Here is a 19,704-nt window from a genome sequence, read left to right as displayed (position 1 = left end):
ATCTCCCTTGGTCGGGACGGGCGCCTCAGGCGTGCTCGCGGCCGAAGCCCCGGATCTTGGCGAACATGTCCGCCAGCAGGAACCGCACGTCGATCTCCTCGACGACCCTGATCGGGTGGTTCGACCCGGGCAGGTAGGAGCCGTCGGCGCCGAAGCGGGGAGCGGGCCGCACCCGCAGGTTGCCGCTCTGCGGGAAGAGCATCAGCGCGATGGCGGGGGAGTCGCCCAGCGACCGGGACTCGATCGGTGCGGGATGGTGGGTGGCGTTCCACTCGTGCAGTTGCTCGATCAGGTAGCGGCCCAGCGGGCCGGCGTCGCCGATCTTCTCCTCCAGCTCGGCGTAGCTCACCGAGACCTTGGTGTAGACGTCGCGGGGCACCTGCCACACGGTGATCCCGGAGTCGAACACCACGTTGGCGGCGTGGATGTCGTTGGAGAGGTTGAACTCGATGCCGGGGCCCTCGTCGTAGCCCCGGTAGCCGGAGCCGCCGATCCAGATCACGACCACCGGCCGGCGGACGAGCTCGGGGTCCAGCAGGATCGCGGTGGCCATGTCGGTCAGCGGCCCGAGGAAGGCCACGTGGAGCGGGTCGCCGTCGCTCGCCAGCTTGGACTCCTCGATGATCAGCCGGGCGCCGGGCGAGTCCACGGGGGTCCGCTCGTCGGGCAGGGCGGCCGCCGCTCCGTTGGCGACGGTGACGGAGCCGGTCAGCTTGAGCAGTTCGAGCAGGAGATCGATCTCCTCGCGCGACTCCTCCATGCTGCGCTGGGTGCGCCGGGTGCCGAAGTGGGCGGGGATCAGGCCTCGCACGTCGAAGCTGGGTGACAGGAGGCCGTGGACGATGGCGAACTGGTCGTCCGCCTCGTTCTTGGCGTCGGTGTTGATGATCACTCTGCGTTGGCGCATGGCAGCCTCTCGCCAGTGCATAATTATGCGGTAGCGCATAAATTCCGTGCCCGTAGATTGGCTGATCCGTCCATGTCTGTCAATAACTCTGCGCGACCTGTGATCGTGAGAACTGCTCATCGCCTGCGAAACACGCAGCCCGCGCCTGCTCCGCGCACGCCATGGCGCGCACACCGGGAGCCCCGCGGCGGCCACCACCCATGCCCGGCGTGTACAAGGAGTGACCCGCCGGATGGACAATATGGGGCGACGAGACTCTGCCGCGGCGAAGGGGACGGATCTTGATGGCTGTGCACGCGAGCGGCGCGGGCCGGTCCGCCTCCGATGGAAGGGTGCGGCTGATCACCAAAATTGCGCACATGTACCACGAACAGGGCATCCGCCAGGCCGACATCGCCGAGGCCCTGCACATCTCCCAGACGAAGGTGTCCCGGCTGCTGAAGCGGGCGGGCGAGATCGGCATCGTGCGAACGGTGGTGGTCGTCTCGCAGGGCGTGCACTTAGCGCTGGAGCAGGCCCTGGAGGACCGGTACGGGGTGCGGGAGGCGGTCGTGGTCGATGTCGAGGGCGACGAGTCCGAGATCATCGCAGGCATCGGCTCCGCCGGGGCGGCCTACCTGGAGTCGACCCTGGCCGGTGAGGAGCGGATCGGCATCTCGCCGTGGAGCCAGACGCTGCTGTCGGTCGTCGACCGGCTGCATCCGCTGCGCGTGGCCGGCGCCGACCGCGTGGTGCAGCTCGTCGGCGGCGTCGGCGAGAGCGCCGTGCAGGCCAAGGCCAACCGCCTGCTCAGTCATCTCGCCGAGCTGGTCGGCGCCGAACCGCTCTACGTGCAGGCGCCGGGCCTGGTCGGCTCCGCCGAGATCCGTGAGAGCCTGGTCGCGGACGCGGCCATGCAGTCGGTGGCCCAGGAGTGGCGGGGCCTGACGATGGCGCTGGTCGGCATCGGCAGCGTGCAGCCCTCGCCGCTGCTGCGTGACAGCGGCAACGCGATCGCCGCCGCCGATCAGGACCACCTCATCGCCGCCCACGCCGTCGGCGACGTCTGCCAGCGGTACTTCGACGCCACCGGCGAGCTCATCCACAGCGACCTGAACAGCCGCGTCGTCGGCATCGACCCGGAGGTCCTGCGCACCATCCCGCATCGCATCGGCATGGCCGGCGGCGCACGCAAGCACGCGGCCATCCGCGCGGCGATCAGCGGCGGCTGGGTCAACGTCATCATCACCGACGTCACGACCGCCCGCGTGCTGCTGGATGAACACCCGATCGCTAACGACGGCCAGTGACCGACGGCCAGTGATCGACGCTGGAGTGCGCCCGCGCCGCGGGCTCGCCGTCGTGTGGAAGCCCGCAGGCGCGACGCTGCGCCGGAGCCCGGGTCTGTGGCGAGGCGGCCACGCTCGGCCGCGCCTTCCCGCCCCGAGGCCCCGGCCGGCGGTGGCGGCGGGCGCGGGGGTCACTTCGCCTGGAAGCCGCCGTCGATGTTGAGGATGGCGCCGGCGACGAAGGACGCCTTGTCGGACAGGAGCCAGTGGATGCCTTCGGCGATCTCCTTCGGCTGGCCCATGCGCCCGATCGGGTGCATCGCGGTGATGGTCTGCTCGTCGTACTGACCGAGTGAGATGGCTCGCGCGATGATGTCGGTCTTGATGGCGCCGGGGGCCACGGCGTTCACGCGCACGCCCTGGGAGGAGTATTCGAGGCCGGCGGTCTTGGTAAGGCCGACGACGGCGTGCTTGGTGGCGGCGTACGGGCCGCTGTAGGGGATGCCGTTGAGGCCGGCGATGGAGGCGAGGTTGACGATGGCGCCGCCGCGGCCGCCGGCGAGCATCTCCTTGATCTCACGCTGCAGGCACAGGAACAGGCCCGTCACGTTGGTCGAGAGCATCTGCTGGAACTTGACGGGGTCGGCGTCGGCGATCGCCACAGTCTCGTGGGCCAGGCCGGCGTTGTTGACCGCGTAGTCCAGGCGGCCGTGTTCGGCCAGGACGGAGTCGAACAGGGCGGTGATGCTGTCGGGTACGTCCATGTCGGCCACCACGAAGGACGCGCTGCCGCCGTCCTGGGTCAGCTGGGCGACGGCCTGCTTGCCGACGTCCTCGCGCCGGCCGGTCACGACGACGTGCACACCGTCGGCGACCAGCAGCTTGGCGGTCTCCAGGCCGATGCCGGTGGCGCCGCCGGTGATGACGGCGATCTTGGTGTCGTTGCTCATGATGGGGTTCTCCCTGGTGGTGATGGCTGTGACCGTTTCCCCCCGGACCGCTAACGGACCGTCGGTCTCTTGCGACGAAATTAACGTACCACCGGTCTGATGTCAAAAGACCGGAGGTCTGTAAGATGGGGGCATGTCCACCTTCCAGCGCGCCCGCAGCGAGGAGCAGCGAGAGCTGCGTCGGCGAACGATCCTCGACACCGCCGCCGCGATGCTCGACGAGATGCCCGTCGCCGAGGTCAGCCTCAACGAGCTGAGCCGGCGCGTCGGCCTGGCCAAGTCCAACGTCCTGCGCTACTTCGAATCCCGCGAAGCCGTCCTGCTGGAACTGCTGGACCGCGCCTGGAAGCAGTGGATCGACGACCTGCCCGCCCGGATGGCAGCCGAGGTCGGCGAGGACGGCCCCGCGGGGGAGCGCGGCGACCGGCTGGCCGCGGTCCTCACCCGATCACTGCAGGAACGCCAGGTGCTGTGCGACCTCCTCGGCGCCCAAGCCGGCGTCCTGGAACGCAACGTCTCCGCCGACCTGGCGGGCCACTTCAAACGGACCGCCATCGGCAACGTCGACGCCATGGCCCGCCTGGCGCGGCAGCACCTGCCGGAACTGGGCGACCACGCCTGGACGTTGTGCGCGCAGGCCATCATGGCCGCCGCCGCGGCCTGGACCCACGCCCGCCCGTCCGCGGCCATGCTCGCCGCCTACGACGCCGATCCCTCCCTGGCGGTGTTGCGCATGGACTTCGCTCCTACCTTGCAGGACCTGCTGTCCACCTTGGTCGCGGGCACCCTGGCCCGCGCCGCCGTGCCCCGAGAGGGTGCCTGATGCGAGTAGAGGCGTTCGCGGGCGCGCCGCTTGGTGCCGGCCATGAGGCTTTCTCCTTCCACACGTTCGAGAGGTGCCGCTCTCACTCTCGGACGTGAGGGCATCCGCAACATCGGTCACTTGACGGCCTGCCGTCGCTGACGGCACCGTCACTTCTCGCCGTCATGTGACTGAAGTGCCGTGCCGGCCGGGCGGGTGAAATGGAGGGCGCTGTTCAGCGGACCTCCGCCTATGGACGATCACGCAACTACCTCGGACCCTGAACCATTCCAGGTCCGAACACCCCCCTCCTACCGTTGTGGTCATGCGTCGTCCGGCACGTCCCCGCCGAGCCCGCGCCGCACCGACCACGAGTCCGATCCATCACACGAGAAGCTTGGAGCACCCTTCATGACCACCGTGATGCTTGTGCACGGCGCCTGGCACCAGCCGGGCAGCTGGGCCCGGCTCGAGGCCGAGTTGCACGCTCTCGGCCATGACACGCGCACGCCGGCGCTGCCGAGCGCCGGAGAACATCCCACCGCGGGCATGCATGACGACGCCGCCGTGCTGGCCGCGGAACTGGCATCCATCGCAGGACCGGTCGTGCTTCTCGGGCACTCCTACGCGGGCATCCCGATCACCGAGGCCGCCGCCGGAGCGAGCAACGTCGATCGGCTGATCTACCTCGCCGCCTACATGCCGGACAAGGGGCAGTCGATGTACACCATCCATGGCCTCCCCGGCCCCGAGGACACCAGCGGCCTGTTCCCGCGCGCCGACGAGCCGCGTGTCTCGCTCTACGGCGACCTGCCCGACGAAGAGGCCGAGCAGGCGGTGAGCGAGCTGGTCAACCAGACCGTCCGATCGTTCGCGGAGCAGGTCGACGCAGCCGCCTGGCGGAGCATCCCGTCCACCTACATCATCACGGAGCAGGACAAGGCCATCCCTCCCGCGCTGCAGGAGCAGATGGCGGCCCAGGCGGCCGAGACCCGCCGGCTCCCCGGCGGTCATTCGCCGTTCCTGTCCCAGCCGCGCCGGCTGGCCGCCCTCATCGACGAGATCGTACGGCCGGCCTGAACCTGCGAGGCGTTCCCGGGTCCCCGCACCAGTGAGAAATTGCCGAGGCCTTTGTGCACATGGCATTATCCGCGCTGGTGAAAGGATGTGCTGGTGATGCCGAGCCGCGAGGGTGCGCCCGCCGAGTTGGTCAACCGGATCAGTGAGCGGGAAGCGCTCATCGGGTTCCTCAGGGCGGTTCGCGAGGGCACGGGACGAGCCCTCGTCCTGAGCGGGGACGCGGGGCTCGGCAAGACCGCGCTGCTGGACGACATGGCCGCCAGGGCGCACGGGTTCAGGGTGCTGCGGGTGTCGGGCATGCAGTCGGAGATGGAGCTGGCCTTCGCCGGGCTGCACCAGCTGTGCAGCCCCATGCTGGAGCGGGTGGCGGTGCTGCCCAAGCCGCAGCAGCTGGCCTTGCGGACCGCGTTCGGGCTGGCGGAGGGCCCGCCTCCGGCACGGTTCATGGTGGGGATGGCCGTCCTCAGCCTGCTGGCGGATGTCTCCAGGGAACGCCCGCTGCTCTGCGTGGCAGACGATCTGCACTGGCTGGACCGGGCGTCGGCGCAGGCACTCGGCTTCGTCGCGCGAAGGCTCGGGGCCGACCCGGTCGGCATGGTGTTCGGGGCGCGAACCCCGACCGACGAGGTGGCCGGCGTCCCGGAGCTGCGCCTTGCCGGGCTGGCCGATCAGCACGCGCACGAACTGCTGGCCACCGCGCTGACCGGGCCGCTCGACATGCGGGTGCGGGATCAGATCGTGGCCGAGACGCGGGGCAATCCGCTGGCCTTGCTGGAGCTGCCGCGGACGATGTCCCGCGAGGAACTGGCCGTCGGGTTCGGCTTTCCCGGGACGGCTCCGCTGTCGGGACGGATCGAGAAGAGCTTCGCCCAGCAGCTGGACGCTCTGCCCGGCGACACCAGGCTGCTGATCTGCCTGGCGTCGGCCGAACCCTCGGGCGACGCGAAGCTGATCTGGCGGGCCGCGGGCCGCCTGGGGATCTCGCATGTGGTGGCCCGGCCCGCGACGGAGTCGGGGCTCGCCGATTTCGGGCACCGGATCAGCTTCCGGCATCCGCTGCTCCGCAGGGCCGCCTACCGGTCGGCGACGGCCGAACAGCGGCGTGCCGTGCATCGGGCGCTGGCCGAGTCGACCGACCCGATCACCGATCCGGATCGCCGGGCATGGCACCGAGCGCAGTCGACGGACGGGCCGGACGAGGACGCCGCGGCCGACCTTGAACGCTCCGCGAGCAGGGCTCAAGCTCGTGGCGGGCCCAATGCGGCGGCGGCCTTCCTGGAGCAGGCCGCCGCCCTGACCGTCGACCCGGCGCGCCGGAGCGACCGCCTGCTCGCCGCCGCTCACGCCAACCTCCAGGCCGGCTCCTACGACCGCGTACTCCAACTGCTCGCGATCGTGCGGGCGGAACCGCTGACAGAGCTGCAGAGCGCCCGCGCGGACCTGCTGCGGGGAAACGTCGCCTTCACCTCCGGACTGGGCAACGACGCTCCGCCGCTGCTGTTGAAGGCGGCCAGGCAGCTCGAACCGCTCGATCTCGACCTGGCTCGCGAGACCTACCTGAAAGCGTGGATGGCGGCCATGTTCGCGGGTGACCTCGCGATCGGCGGAAGCCTGGCGGACGTGTCCCGGGCCGCCCGCCGCCTGCCGGTGTCCGCGCACCCGGACGAGGCGGAACTCGTCCTCGACGCGCTGGCGCAGGTGATCGTCGAGGGGCCGGTCGTCGCCGCGCCGGTGCTGCGCAGAGCGGTCAGCGCGATCGTCGAGGCCTCCCTCACCCCGGACGAGGTGCTGCGCTGGGGCTGGTTCGCGCACGCCGCCGCCATCGGCAGCTGGGACTTCGCCAACTGGCGCTTCCTGCTCGATCGGGAGCTCAAGGTGCTGAGGACGATGGGCGCGTTCGACCTGCTGCCGATCGTGCTGATCACGCTGGGATGCGTGACCACCTGGTCAGGCGAGTTCGCGGCGTCCACGGCCATGTTCGCCGAGGCCGAGACGATCTGCGAAGTGACAGGCGCGCCCGCGGCCGCCTTCGGCCCGGCGATGCTGGCCTGCCTGCGCGGCGATGAGGAGAAGGCCGTCCCTCTCCTCCGCTCGATGATCGCCGAGACGCAGGTGACCGGTCAGGGCGCGAGCGTCACGTACGCGAACTGGGTGGCGGCGGTCCTCTACAACGGGCTCGGCCACTACCACAAGGCACTGGCCGCCGCCGTCGAGTCGAGCGAGAGCTCCTCCGACTTGTTCATCGCCCTGTGGGCGCTGCCCGAACTGGTCGAAGCCGCCACCCGTACGGGGGACGCCGGGGCCGCGGAAGCGGCCCTCGCCCGGCTGGCTGAGTCGACGACGGCGGGCGGCACGGATGTGGGCCTCGGCCTCGAAGCCCGTTCGCGCGCGCTGCTCAGCGTCGGAGACGTCGCCGAGCGGCACTATCTGGAGGCCGTCGATCGGCTCGGCCGGACCTCCCTGCGGCCCGAGCTGGGCCGGGCACATCTGCTCTACGGCGAGTGGCTTCGCCGGGACAACCGCCGGGTGGAGGCCAGGCACCACTTGAAGACCGCTCACGAGATGTTCACCGATCTGGGGATGAGGGCGTTCGCCGAACGCGCCCGCCGCGAACTGCTGGCGACCGGCGAACGGGTCCGGCACAGCGCGGCGGACAGCGAGAGCACCCTCACGGCCCAGGAGACGTTGATCGTGCGCCTGGCGTCCGGCGGCCTGACGAATCCGGAGATCGGCGCCCAGCTGTTCCTCAGCGCTCGCACCGTCGAGTGGCATCTGCGGAAGGTCTACGGGAAACTCGGCATCACCTCCCGCCGCCAGCTCGCCACCGTCCTTGACCGGAACGGCGATCTGCCGGACCGCTAGATCCGGGGCTCGCGGGGTCACGAGTCCGGAGACGCGTGGCGGGGGACGAATCCGTGGCCGCTGCCGGAGCCGGAAGGAGCGGATGCGGCGTAGGCGGCGATCGTGTCCTCCAGGCGAACCGGCTCGGCGAGCTGAGTGAAACGGCTGAACTCGTTGAGGGCGGCCATCTGGTGGGCGTACCAAACGGGCCAGTCGGAACCGAGGTCCGGGCCGGAGTCGGAAGCGTGGGCCGCGGCGACGCGGCGGAGCGCGTCGGCCAGGTCGTGGACGGAGTCGAAGATCACTTTCATGGGGGCTCCAGCTAGGCGCGGATGAGAGGGTCGGTGTGCAGGCCGTCCGGGGTGCGGAAGACGTCGGCACGGTGGCGGTGGCGGGCGGCGCCCTGGCAGCGGGTGGCGACCCGGATGGGCCAGGCGTCCGCTCGAAGACGCAGCTCGAAGCCTCCGGCCAGGTAGGCGAAGAAGGTCCATGGCAGGAAGAACCACTCTCTCTTCTCCGCTGCGGTCTCAGCGCCCGCTGCGCAGCGGTACGGCGGTGTCCCGGTAGGTCTCGAGGAGACGGAGCCAGACCTCGCTGAGCGTCGGGAAGGCCGGGACGGCGTGCCAGAGGCGGTCCAGCGGGATCTCGCCGGTGATGGCGAACGTCGCGGACTGGAGAAGCTCGGCGACGCCGCGGCCGGCGAAGGTCGCGCCCAGGAGCGTGCCACGGGCAGGGTCGAGGAGGATACGGGCACGGCCCCGATAGCCGGGGCTGTGCTGGTGGGCGCCGGCGACGAGGCCGAGATCGTAGTCGACGATGTCGGCGTCCCTGCCCAGACGGGCGGCGTCGGCGGCGGTGAGGCCGACGAAGGCGACCTGGGGGTCGGCGAAGAGTACCTGGGGGGCGGCGACCAGGTCGGCCGTTCCGGTGTGGCGGCTCCACGGGCTGCGGTCAAGGGGATGGTTGCGGGCGCGGTCGGCGATGACCGTGCCGGCGATCCTCGCCTGGTACCTGCCCTGGTGGGTGAGGAAGGCGCGCTGGTTGACGTCACCGACGGCATACAGCCAGTCGCCGGTGACGCCGGGCACGGTGCAGGTGTCGTCGCTCGGCAGCCAGCCGCCAGGGCGCAGGCCGACGGTCTCCAGGCCGAGGTCGTCGGTGCGGGGAACGCGGCCGGTCGCCAGCAGCAGCTCATCGGCATGGAGCACCTCTCCGCCGGACAACGTGAGCCGGACGTCGGTGGCGCGGGCCGCGGCGACGACGGTCGTGCCGAACCGCAGCTCGGCGCCCGAGGCCCGGAGCGCGTCGGCGACCAGGCCGGCGGCGAAACGTTCCACCCGGGGAAGCAGCTCGGGCCCCCGGATGACGAGGGTGACCTGCGAGCCGAGGGCCTGCCAGGCGGTGGCCATCTCGACGGCGACGGCGCCCCCGCCGACGATGGCCAGACGCGGCGGGACCCGGGTGGCGCTGGTGGCTTCGCGGCTGGTCCAGGGCCGCAGGGCGGCCAGGCCCGGCAGCGGGGGGAGGGCGGCGCGGGTGCCTGTGCACACGGCCACGGCGTGCCGGGCCGCCAGCCGGAGGATCGCGCCGTCCGCGCTGGTCACCTCCACGATCCGGGGCCCGGACAGCCGTCCGTGCCCGCGGACCACAGTGATGCCCGCCCGCTCCAGCGATCGCGCCTGAGGCCGGTCGGGCCGGCCGCCGGACATCCGGTCGCGATGCCGCAGGACGGCTTCGACGTCCAGCGCGCCCGGGTCGATGCCGGGCGTGCCGCGTGCCTCGGCGTGCAGCAGGACCGGCCGTAGCAGCGCCTTGCCGGGCTCACCCGCCCAGGAGGAGCATTCTTCGCCGGCCGGTCCGGCTGCCACGATGACGGTGTTCAGCCCGGCGGCGGCCGTCCGGGCGGCGACGTCCTCGCCGGCCGGTCCGGCGCCGATGACGACGACGTCGAAAATGCGCACAAGATCTCCAAGAGGGGGCGGTACAGGTGATCGGCCAAGTGGAGCCCTGCGGGTCACCTGGACGGCCGGGAGCGGTCGGACGCTCCCACCTTCGGCTGTGCGCCCGCTCCCGCACATCCGTCATCTGACGGTGAGTCGGCCGGCAGCCGGAACGACCGGCCGTCCGGTGACGGACCAAGCCGAGCCCGGCGCAGGCCCGTGCACCCCAGGGAGCAGCCCAGGGACACTCCCTGGCGCTCCGAGGCCTCGCGCCGGGCAAAACTGATCACCGGGCAGGGTCGAGGAGGAGAACGGGGAGTCAGCGATGGTGATCATCGGTCGGGATCGTGAGCGGGCGGAGATCTCCGCAATGGTGCAGTCCACCGCCAGCCGGGTGCTCGTCGTGCGGGGCGAGGCTGGAGTGGGCAAGAGCGCTCTGCTGGAGGAGGCGGCGGAGCTGGCGGTCCGGGACGGCCACCTCGTGATCCGGATCACCGGGGTCGAGGTCGAGTCCGGACTGCCCTACTCCGGGCTGCACCAGCTGCTCTACCAATTACTCCCGCTGAACGACGACATCCGCACGGTCCTCGACGCGGTCACCGGGCCGGGAGCCGATGCTCCCCCCTCGTTGATGACGCTCGGCATCGCGGTGCTCGAACTGCTGTCGGACATCGCCACGCGACGTCCCCTCCTGGTGATCCTCGACGACGGCCATTGGCTCGACGAAGGCAGCGCCGACGTCCTGGGCTTCGTCGGGCGCCGGATCAGGGGCGTCCCGCTGAAGCTGCTGGTCGCCCTCCGGGACGAGGTCGTCTCCCGGTTCGACCTGGCGGTGCTGCCCGAGCTGACGGTCGGCCCGCTCACCGACGAGGACGCGGTTCGCCTGCTCGACCAGCACCACCCCTCCCTGGGGGAGCGGGTGCGCCAATGGGTGCTGGACCAGGCTCTCGGCAACCCGCTCGCGCTGCTGGAACTACCGTCGCAGGCCGGCGACGCGGGACTGCCACGCAGGCTGCACCAGCTGTACGGCTCCCGCATCGCCGCGCTCAGCGACCCGGCCCGTGCGGAACTGTTGCTGGGGGCGCTCGACGGTGTCGGGACCCGGCCGGGCGACGGCAGAGCGAAGCCGCGCCACCGGATGCGGAACGTCGGCGAGGCGGTGGCGTGCGGGCTGCTGGACACCGAACCGATCACCGGGGACGTCACCTTCCGGCATCCGCTGGTCCGGTCGAGCGTCGTGCAGATGGCGACTCCCGAGCAGCGCCGGGCGGCGCATCGCGCCCTCGCGGACCTCCACCGGGACGACCTGGAACGGCGTGCGATGCATCTGGCTGCGGCCTGTGACGCGCCCGACGAGGAGGCCGCCCGGGTGCTGGAGGCCGCGGCCGACTCGGCGATCCGTCACGGCGGCGCCGTCACCGCCGTCGGCTGGCTGACCCGTGCCGCCGAGCTGAGCGAGGACACCGTGGAACAGGCCAGGCGGCGCGGCTACGCGACCTTCCTGTCCGGATACGCGGCCCGGCCCGGCAGTGAGCTTCCCCCGGTCCATCTCACCTCCAGGCCGGACGCCACCGTCAACGCCATCCACCAGGCGTTCTTCGAGGACGGTGACGTTCGCTCCGCCCACAGGCAGGCGCTGGCGATGATCGAGGGCCTGCCGGACGGGTCCACCGAGACCCTCGCCCGCCTGCAAGTCCTCCTGCTCGCCGTCAACCAGTACGCCGCCGACCCCGCCATGTGGAAGGAGGCCCATCGAACGCTCGCGTCCCTCGGCGATCTCGTCACCGAGCAGACCCAGATCTACAGCAACACCTGGAGCGACGTGGTCCTGCACGGGAGTGGCTGGGCCGCGCCCCTGGAACGGGCCGCGGCGAACCTGCACGACCGCGAGCCCTGGGACGTCACCCGCCTGGCGACCGCCGCCTACCACCTCGATGTCGTCAGTCAGTACCGGCCTCATCTGGAACGCGTCGTGGATCGCGAACTGGCGACCGGCACCATGTTCAGCGGCCTGATCATGCTGACAATGATCATGCTGGATCAGATGGGGTCCGGTGACTGGGACGCCGCCGTTCGGACTGGAGAACGGGCTCTGGCCCTGGAGGTCGAGCACGGCCTGCATCTGCTCGCCCACCAGACGCGTGCCCATCTGGCGCAGCTCGCGGCACTACGTGGCCAGACCGCCCGGGCCCTCGAACTACGAGCCGAAGCCGACGCCTGGGCCAGGCCGCGCGGCGTCGGCTTCGTCACCGGCCTCGCCGATTCCATCGCCGTGACGGCCGCGTTGAGCGAGGGCGACTACGAGGCCGCGTACCGCCACGCGGCCGGCATCACGACGCCCGGCACGTTCCGGCCCTACTGCGGCCAGGCGTCACGGACCCTCCTCGACCTCATCGAGGCGGCCCTGCGCACCGGCCGCACCGAACAGGCCCGCCGCCACGCCCTCGCCGCCCGCGACGCGGGCTTCACCGGCCTCTCCCCGCGCCTCGCCCTGACCTGCTACGGGGCGCTCGCGATGACCGCGGGCTCCGAGCGGGAGGCCACCGAGATGTTCACGCGCGCCACCTCCCACCCGGCGGCCGCGCGGTTCCCGTTCGAAACGGCACGGATCCAGCTGGCCCATGGGATCCGCCTGCGCCACACGCGCGAACGCGCCACCGCCCGGTCGCTGCTCACCCACGCCGCCGGGACCTTCGAACGGCTCGGCGCCGCCGCATGGGCCGGGCGGGCCGGCGCCGAACTGCGGATCATCGGCGCGGCACCGCCGGCCTCCGCCCCGTACGCGTCGCTGACCTGGCAGGAACGGCGCATCGCCGACCTCGCCGCCAGCGGTCTCACCAACAAGGAGATCGGGGCACGGCTACGGCTGTCGCCGCGTACCGTCAGCTCTCACCTGTATCGGATCTTCCCCAAACTGGGCATCACCACCCGCGCGGCCCTGCGGGACGCCATGAACCGCCCTGACCGCGTCACCGAGTCGAAGGACTGACATGACCACGCCCAGGGCCACAAGGAGGGCGATCAGCCGGTCGTCGCGCTGAAGGTGTAGGTGCCGGACGGCACGCGGTAGACGGCGTGGCCGCCGTCCATGCGCAGGAATTCGGCCCGCTGCGAACTGGCGGCAGGGCGCTCCTCGGCCGGGACCCGCACTTCGGCGGCGGTGTTGGGCGGGATCTCGACCGTCAGCCTGAACGTGCGCTGCCCGCGGCTCCACTCCGACTTCGCCACGCCCTGCGGCGTGGTGTAACTGCCCTTGACGAAGGTGAGGTCGCCGACCGGCTTGGGCTGGATGACCAGCTCGCGATAGGCGACGGAGCCGTCGGCCGCCCGGATGCCGGCCAGGCCGCTGTGGAACCACTCCTCGATCTGGGCGAGGATCATGTGGTTCTTGGAGTCGCCCCGGTTCCAGCGTTCGCCGATGGTGGTCATGCCGCCCGGGTTGGCGGGGGTGGAGGCCATGAAGTAGCCGTAGCTGGGCTGGGCGTCGCTCTGCAGCAGCTCCCACAGCACGTCGTCGCGCCCGCCGGCGGACAGCGCCCGGACGGTCGGGGCCATGCCGATGGTGCCGCCGCTGAAGTGCGGACCTTCGCCGTTGGGGTGGAAGGCGTGGACGAGCTCGACGAGCGCGTCGAGGACGGCCTGCCGTTCGCCGTCGGGGACGAGCCCGGCGTCCAGGGCGAGCGCCTGCGCGGTCTGGGTGGCGCCGGTGGCGCCGGCGTCGCCGTCGGTGGTGTAGCGGCGCAACTGCTGGTTGTAGAAGTGGCTGTTGAAGGCGTTCTTGATGTCGGTGGCGAGTGTCCGGTAGCGGGTGGCGTCGCCGGGGTGGCCGGTCAGCTCGGCCATCATCGCCAGCTTGCTGATCATGGTGTGGTAGCCCCAGGTGCCGGTGATGCGGCCGGAGGTCTGGTCGGCGGCCACCCAGTCGGCGAGCGCGGCGTCCACGATGTGCGCGTCCGCGCCCGTGCCGGCCTTCTGCCGCTGGATGTAGTCGGCGAACAGCACCATCTGGTCGTAGTGGCGGCTCATCGTCTCGGTGTCGCCGTACAGCTCGTACAACAGCGCCGGGACGAGGATGATCGCGTTGCCCCAGTTGATCTCGTCGCCGAAGCGGCCGCTGTAGCCCCAGTCGTAGACGGGCGTCTTCAGCGCGACATTGCCGCGCATCGGGGTGTCGGCGACCGACTGGCCCTCCACGAGGTGCCGCATCGTGGTCCTCAGGTACGCGGCGAGCTCGTGGTTGCGGTGGATGGCGCCCATCGGCATCGTGTAGTCGGCCGGGTAGGACAGCTTCTCCCGGCCAGGGCAGTCGGTGAACACCGACATGACGTTGGACGCGAACGAGTAGCGCGACATCCGGTGAATCCGGTTGATCCGCGCGTTCGAGGTGGTCACCGCGCCGGCCACCGGGGTGTCGGCCTGCAGCCGGACGCCCTTGACCAGGTTCTTGTCCGGGGTGTGGCCCTCGGGCAGGCCGGTGACCTGGACCCACTGCATGCCGAAGTAGTTGAAGTCGGGGTGCCAGCTCTCGCCGCCGGGCAGCCCGGCCGCGGTGTAGGTGTTGAACAGGTCGCGGCCCCGGTTGCCGCCGCCGCCCATCAGGGACGCCTGGTCGACGGTGCCGTCGGCGGCCAGCGACTCGGCGGGTGACATGCGGATGACGGTGCCGGCGGGCACGGTGCCCTTGAGGTGCAGTTCCGGCCAGCCGACGATGTTCTGCCCGAAGTCGAACACCCAGGTGCCGGGCGCCGGGTTCGTCATCGACACCGGCCGGAAGGTTTCCACCACCCTGATCGGCTCGGCGGTCCGCGCGACGAGCTTGGTGGCGAGGTTCGGCGGCGGCGCGATGCCGGCGGAGGTCCACTCCATGGCCGAGCCGTCACGCCGCTTGGCGGCGGGGGACAGGTCGGCACCGGGGCGGTCCCAGCCGGGCTGCTCGCGGCGGGCGTCGTGGTCGGAGCCGGAGTACCAGGCGTCGGTGACCAGGGCGCCGAGGGCGGTGCGCCAGCTCCGGTCGGAGACGATGACGTCCGATGAGCCGTCGCTGTAGGTGATCTCCATGCGCGCGATCAGGCGAGGCGTCACGGCCGCGCCGGCGCTCGGGTCGCTGGCGGCGAGGTTGTTGCCGGAGCCGGTCACCGTCGCGCCCGCTGGGTGCGGCTTGTCCAGCGGCGGGGTGAAGGTGATCTCGGATGCGCCGATCGCGGTGATCGTGCGGGATTCGAGGTTGTCGCCGCCGCCACCGGTGTCGACGTTGATCGTGCCGCCGACGTGGTAGCCGGTGACGCTGCTCAGTGTCACGGTGGTGGCGCCGGGGGCGGTGTCGGCGGTCAGGGTGCCGCTGCCCTTGAGCTGGCTCTGCCACCAGGAGTAGGGCGCGGTGCGGCCGGCCGCCGGGTTGGTGACGCTGCGCCGCACGTAGGCGGGCCCGTTGCCGAGCCGCACGCCGAGCGTGTTGGCGCCGGCGCGCAGCTCGCCGGTGACGTCGTAGGTGCGGTACTCGCTGGAGAGCTGGTAATTGGAGTTGCCAGGGGCGAGCACCTCGCCGGACAGCTCGCGGCCGTTCAGGGTCGGCAGGTGCAGGCCCACGCCGGACAGGTAGAGGCGGGCACCGGCCACGCGCTTGCGCCGGTCGAGGTCGAACGCGCGGGCGAAGATCGGCATGGGCTGGGACTCGGTGCGGCCGGCGTACTCGATCCAGCGCGCCTGCCCCCAGTCGCTCTGCTGGAGCAGGCCCATCTCCCAGGAGGACGGCCTGCTCCAGTCCGAGGGCTGCTCGCCGGCGTCCCAGACCCGGACGTGCCAGCTGACCTGCTGCCGCGACCCCAGGGCCCGGCCGCCGTAGCGGACCCCGGACTGGGTGGCGGCGTTCACCTTGCCGGAGTCCCAGATCAGCCGGCCGCGCCTGAGGTCGCTCTCACTGGCGGCCACCTGGATCTGGTACGCGGTCTGCGCGTCGGCCGGACAGGCGGCCCGCGAGCCGGGACGGTGGCACGGATGCCCGGCGGACGACCGCGCCGGGGCCATCCGCCACCCGAGCATAGGGGCGGGGTCGTCGAGGCCGAGGGGCCGGTCGCGCCGGCCGTCCACCCGCAGGTCGACGACCTCGACGGAGGAACGTCGCGCGGCGGCCGCAGGCGGGGCCTGCGTGAGGACGAGGGCGAACGCCACCCCCAGCCCTGCTAACGCGCGGATGCGGCGATGGAGTGAGGACACAGGTACTCCCTTCCGGTGCTTCACCGGTCGGTGGCGGTGTCAGGGCGGGCGCGGGCCCGCATGCTCCTTGAATCTATAAATCGTTTTAAGCACCCCGGAGATGCCGCCAACGTAAGCGCTCCCTCATCGGTCGTCAAGAGGAAGGTGAGCAACGATTCATGAAGAAACCGCATCTAGACTTGCGGGTAAGTCTGCTGTTTGGGTAACGATACCCATCTCGAACCCGCCTCTGGCCAGGGTTCGGAAGCCGGCGGCGATGGGGCCATGTCACCAGCTCATACAATCGGACCACGCCGCGGAAATGGAGTCCCATGGTTGCGTCCGATCGACGACGAAAAGTGACGATCGCCGACGTGGCGAACCATGCCCAGGTCTCCGTCACGGCCGTGTCCAAGGTGATCCGCAATGCCTACGGTGTCAGCCCGGCCATGAAGAACAAGGTCAAGACGGCCATCGAGGAGCTCGGCTACCGGCCGCAGGCCGTGGCCCGCGGCATGCGTGGCCGGACCTTCACCCTCGGCCTGGTGTTGCCGCACATCCGCAACCCGTTCTTCGCCGACATCCTGGACGGGCTGACCGCCTACCTGGAGACCACCGACTACCAGGCGTTCATGATCCAGGGCGGTGCCACCCGCAAGGTCGAGCAGCGGGCGGTGGACGCCCTGCTGTCCCGGCAGGTGGACGGCATCATCATGGTCGCCCCGCTCGCCTCGAAGGCGCGGCTGGAGGAGGTGGCCAAGGAGAAGCCCGTCGTGGTGCTCGCCCGCCACGAACGTTCGCCCCACTACGACTCGGTCTTCGACGACGACGAGGCGGGCGCCGAGCTGGTGGTCAACCACCTCATCGAGCTGGGCCACCGCCGTATCGCGCACATCACCCACCAGGACGACAGCATCGCCAAGTCCGGTGATCTGCTGCACAGCATCCGGTCGGCGACCTATGAGCGGGTCATGCGCGAGCACGGTCTAGAGGGCGAGATCGCGGTCGCGACCAGTTTCTACAACGAGCAGGGCGGCTACGACGGCGCCCGCGAGCTGCTGAGCCGCACGCCTCGCCCGACGGCGATCTTCGCGGGAGCCGACCAGGCGGCGCTCGGCGCCCTGGCCGCCGTGCACGAGGCCGGCCTGTCCGTCCCGGCGGACGTGTCGGTCGCCGGCTACGACAACACGCACCTGGCCGCGCTGCCCAACATCGCGTTGACCAGTATCGATCAGGACGGCCGTGAGATGGGGCGGGCAGCGGGCAAGCTGCTGCTCGAACGCGTGGAAGGCCGGATGACGCCGGTGCGCTTCACCGTCACGCCGAGCCTCGTCATCCGCGCCTCCACGGCCGCGCCGCCGACTCCATAGCGTTCGGCGGGAGCCGATCCTGGCACACGGCTGCCCTCAATGAGAACCGTTACGCAGGTAGCAGCCATGTTAGCGTTTCCATCTGCTAAAACATCGGGAACCGTTACACAAAAGCACTCTTGACACGGTCTCGTATGACGCCTACGTTAACCGCATCGGGGGATCGCTTAAAACGATTCAATAACCCTGGAGGGGTGTGTGAAGACCTCCCACCGCCTGCTTGCCACGGCCCTGGCCGTGCTCGCGACGGCGGCTTCGACCTCGTGCGGGTCCGGCTCGGCGCCCAGCGCCGACGGCACCGTGACCCTGACCTTCATGACCGGCAGCGACCAGTCGACCGTGGACACCTCCAAGGCCCTGGCGAACGCCTTCATGAAGGCCAACCCCACCATCAAGATCGAGATGGAGCATCAGCCGGGCGGCAGCGAGGGCGACAACGTCGTCAAGACCCGCCTGTCGACGGGCGAGATGACGGACGTGTTCTGGTACAACTCGGGCTCGCTGCTCCAAGCGCTGAACCCGGCCCAGACCCTGGTCGATCTCACCGGCGACCCTGTCCTGGCCAACGTGCAGGCCGAGTACCTGCCGGTGGTGACGAACGAGAGCAAGGTGTACGGCGTCCCCGCCACCACGCTGACCGGCGGCGGCATCCTGTACAACCGCGAGGTCTACGAGCGGCTCAAGCTGGAGGTGCCGAAGACCTGGGCCGAGTTCATGGCGAACAACGACAAGATCAAGGCCGCCGGGGTCACCCCCGTGATCGGCACGTTCAAGGACACCTGGACCTCGCAGCTCTTCGTCCTGGCCGACTACCACAACGTCCAGGCCGAGGTGCCGACCTTCGCCCAGGACTACACCGCGGGCAAGGCCAAGTACGCCACCACGCCCGCCGCCACCGGCGGCTTCCAGCACCTGGCCGACGTGCACGCCAAGAACCACTTCCAGGAGGGCTTCGGCTCGGCCACCCTCGACCAGGGCCTGAAGCTGCTGGTGGAGGGCAAGGGCGCGCACTACCCGATGCTCAGCGGGCTGCTGCCGCCGCTGCTGGCCACCTACCCGCAGACCGCCACCGACGTCGGCCTGTTCGGCATCCCGGGCACCGACCCGGCCAAGAACGGCGCCACCGTCTGGGAACCCCCGGCCATCTACATCGCCAAGACCACCGAGAAGCTGGACGCGGCCAAGAAGTTCCTCGCCTTCGTCGCCTCACCGGCGGGCACCGAGGCGGTGACCGCGGCCGTGCAGCCGTCGGGGCCGTACCGGATCAAGGGCTCCAAGCTGCCCGAGGACGCCCTCCAGGTGGCCAAGGACCTGCAAGGCTACCTCGACCAGGGCGCCACCACGCCCGCGCTGGAGTTCCTGTCGCCGATCAAGGGCCCGTCGCTGGAGCAGATCACCGTCGCCGTCGGCTCCGGCCTGACCCCGGCCGCCGAAGGGGCCGCCCAGTACGACAAGGACGTGGAGAAGCAGGCCAAGCAGCTGGGGCTGGCCGGGTGGTGACGCGGCAGCACGCCGGGCTCCGCGCGGGGTCCGGCGCGCCGCCCGGCCGGCGGCACGCCCGCTCCGCCGCCAGGCGCAGATCGGCCTACCCGTACGCGCTGTACGCGCCTGCCGCCGTCATCTACGTGGTGATCTTCCTGGTGCCGACGGTGATGGCGTTCTACTTCGCGCTGACCCGCTGGACCCTGTTCGACAGCACCTTCGTGGGGTTGCAGAACTTCCGCGACTTCCTGGCCGAGCAGAACCTGCGCATCGGCTTCCAGAACACCGTCGTCTACGCGGTCGTCACGTCCGGCCTGAAGGTCGTGCTCGGGCTGCTGCTCGGCGTCCTGCTCACCTCCCGGCTGCGGCTGCGCGGCTTCCTGCGCTCGGTCGTGTTCTTCCCGGTCCTGGTCTCCACAGTGGCGGTCGGGATCACCTTCAGCGCGCTGCTGCGGCCGGACACCGGGCTGGTCAACAAGCTGCTCGCGCTGGCCGGCGTCTCCGGCCCTGACTGGCTCGGCGACGCGAACACGGCCCTGCTGTCGGTCGCCCTGGTGGATGTCTGGAAGGGCGTCGGCCTGGCCACCGTGATCTACATCGCCGGCATCATGTCGATTCCGCAGGAGTACTACCAGGCCGTGGCCGTGGACGGCGGGGACGCCTGGCACCGCTTCCGCCACGTGACGCTGCCGCTGTCGTGGCCGGCGACCTACTCGGTGATCATCCTGTCGTTCATCGGCGGCCTGCGCTCCTTCGACCTCATCTGGACGATGACGCGCGGCGGCCCCGGCTTCACCAGCGACACCATCGCCTCGATCATCTACAAGCAGTACCAGGCCGGCTTCTTCGGCCTGTCCACCGCCGGCAACGTG

At 70.7% G+C, this 19,704-nt stretch carries 13 protein-coding genes; 8 read left to right on the top strand and 5 right to left on the bottom strand.

What is annotated here, in order from left to right; translation table 11 throughout:
- Window positions 1–25: 25 nt before the first annotated feature.
- A complete protein-coding gene (locus FXF51_RS55850) occupies window positions 26–907 on the bottom strand; it encodes a nucleoside hydrolase (RefSeq protein WP_222871924.1) in 882 nt (293 codons plus the stop codon).
- 359 nt (window positions 908–1,266) lie between these two features.
- Here FXF51_RS55850 and FXF51_RS55845 point away from each other — a divergent pair, with 359 nt between their 5' ends.
- On the top strand, window positions 1,267–2,196 hold the full coding sequence (locus FXF51_RS55845; protein ID WP_222871927.1) for a sugar-binding transcriptional regulator: 930 nt from the start codon (window positions 1,267–1,269) through the stop codon (window positions 2,194–2,196).
- Window positions 2,197–2,366: 170 nt separating this feature from the next.
- On the opposite strand, the gene FXF51_RS55840 is transcribed toward FXF51_RS55845, so the two are convergent.
- Window positions 2,367–3,125, bottom strand: a complete 759-nt coding sequence (locus FXF51_RS55840; RefSeq protein WP_148443022.1) for an SDR family NAD(P)-dependent oxidoreductase — start codon at window positions 3,123–3,125, stop codon at window positions 2,367–2,369.
- A 133-nt stretch (window positions 3,126–3,258) separates the two neighbouring features.
- Between FXF51_RS55840 and FXF51_RS55835 the strand changes: the two genes are divergently transcribed.
- The 3 genes from FXF51_RS55835 (at window position 3,259) to FXF51_RS55825 (ending at window position 7,869) form a co-directional block, all read left to right on the top strand.
- Window positions 3,259–3,948: a TetR/AcrR family transcriptional regulator gene (locus FXF51_RS55835; RefSeq protein ID WP_148443021.1), complete on the top strand. Its 690-nt coding sequence runs from the start codon at window positions 3,259–3,261 to the stop codon at window positions 3,946–3,948.
- A 390-nt stretch (window positions 3,949–4,338) separates the two neighbouring features.
- Entirely contained in the window at window positions 4,339–5,007 is a 669-nt protein-coding gene (locus tag FXF51_RS55830) for an alpha/beta hydrolase (protein ID WP_148443020.1), read from the top strand.
- 96 nt (window positions 5,008–5,103) lie between these two features.
- Entirely contained in the window at window positions 5,104–7,869 is a 2,766-nt protein-coding gene (locus tag FXF51_RS55825; RefSeq protein ID WP_148443019.1) for an ATP-binding protein, read from the top strand.
- Window positions 7,870–7,886: 17 nt separating this feature from the next.
- Here the strand turns inward: FXF51_RS55825 and FXF51_RS55820 are convergent, their stop codons facing one another.
- Entirely contained in the window at window positions 7,887–8,159 is a 273-nt protein-coding gene (locus tag FXF51_RS55820; protein WP_148443018.1) for a hypothetical protein, read from the bottom strand.
- Between the two features lie 216 nt (window positions 8,160–8,375).
- Window positions 8,376–9,809, bottom strand: coding sequence for a dihydrolipoyl dehydrogenase family protein (locus FXF51_RS55815; RefSeq protein WP_262380544.1), 1,434 nt, complete (start codon window positions 9,807–9,809; stop codon window positions 8,376–8,378).
- A 304-nt stretch (window positions 9,810–10,113) separates the two neighbouring features.
- Between FXF51_RS55815 and FXF51_RS55810 the strand changes: the two genes are divergently transcribed.
- Window positions 10,114–12,777 carry a LuxR family transcriptional regulator gene (locus FXF51_RS55810; RefSeq protein WP_148443016.1) on the top strand — a complete coding sequence of 888 codons (2,664 nt, stop codon included), beginning with the start codon at window positions 10,114–10,116 and terminating at the stop codon, window positions 12,775–12,777.
- Window positions 12,778–12,809: 32 nt separating this feature from the next.
- On the opposite strand, the gene FXF51_RS55805 is transcribed toward FXF51_RS55810, so the two are convergent.
- Window positions 12,810–16,001, bottom strand: a complete 3,192-nt coding sequence (locus FXF51_RS55805; RefSeq protein ID WP_222871923.1) for an alpha-L-rhamnosidase — start codon at window positions 15,999–16,001, stop codon at window positions 12,810–12,812.
- A 353-nt stretch (window positions 16,002–16,354) separates the two neighbouring features.
- On the opposite strand from FXF51_RS55805, the gene FXF51_RS55800 reads away from it, so the two are divergent.
- From FXF51_RS55800 to FXF51_RS55790, 3 genes are all read left to right on the top strand, one after another.
- Entirely contained in the window at window positions 16,355–17,350 is a 996-nt protein-coding gene (locus FXF51_RS55800) for a LacI family DNA-binding transcriptional regulator (protein WP_262380543.1), read from the top strand.
- Between the two features lie 198 nt (window positions 17,351–17,548).
- On the top strand, window positions 17,549–18,850 hold the full coding sequence (locus FXF51_RS55795; protein ID WP_222871922.1) for an ABC transporter substrate-binding protein: 1,302 nt from the start codon (window positions 17,549–17,551) through the stop codon (window positions 18,848–18,850).
- On the top strand, window positions 18,847–19,704 hold an 858-nt coding region (locus FXF51_RS55790; RefSeq protein ID WP_222871921.1), incomplete at its 3' end, for a carbohydrate ABC transporter permease. The genes FXF51_RS55795 and FXF51_RS55790, both read left to right, overlap by 4 nt.

Source organism: Nonomuraea sp. PA05 (genome assembly GCF_008086045.1).
Lineage (GTDB): Bacteria > Actinomycetota > Actinomycetes > Streptosporangiales > Streptosporangiaceae > Nonomuraea > Nonomuraea monospora.
This window is presented reverse-complemented; position numbering and strand designations above follow the sequence as displayed.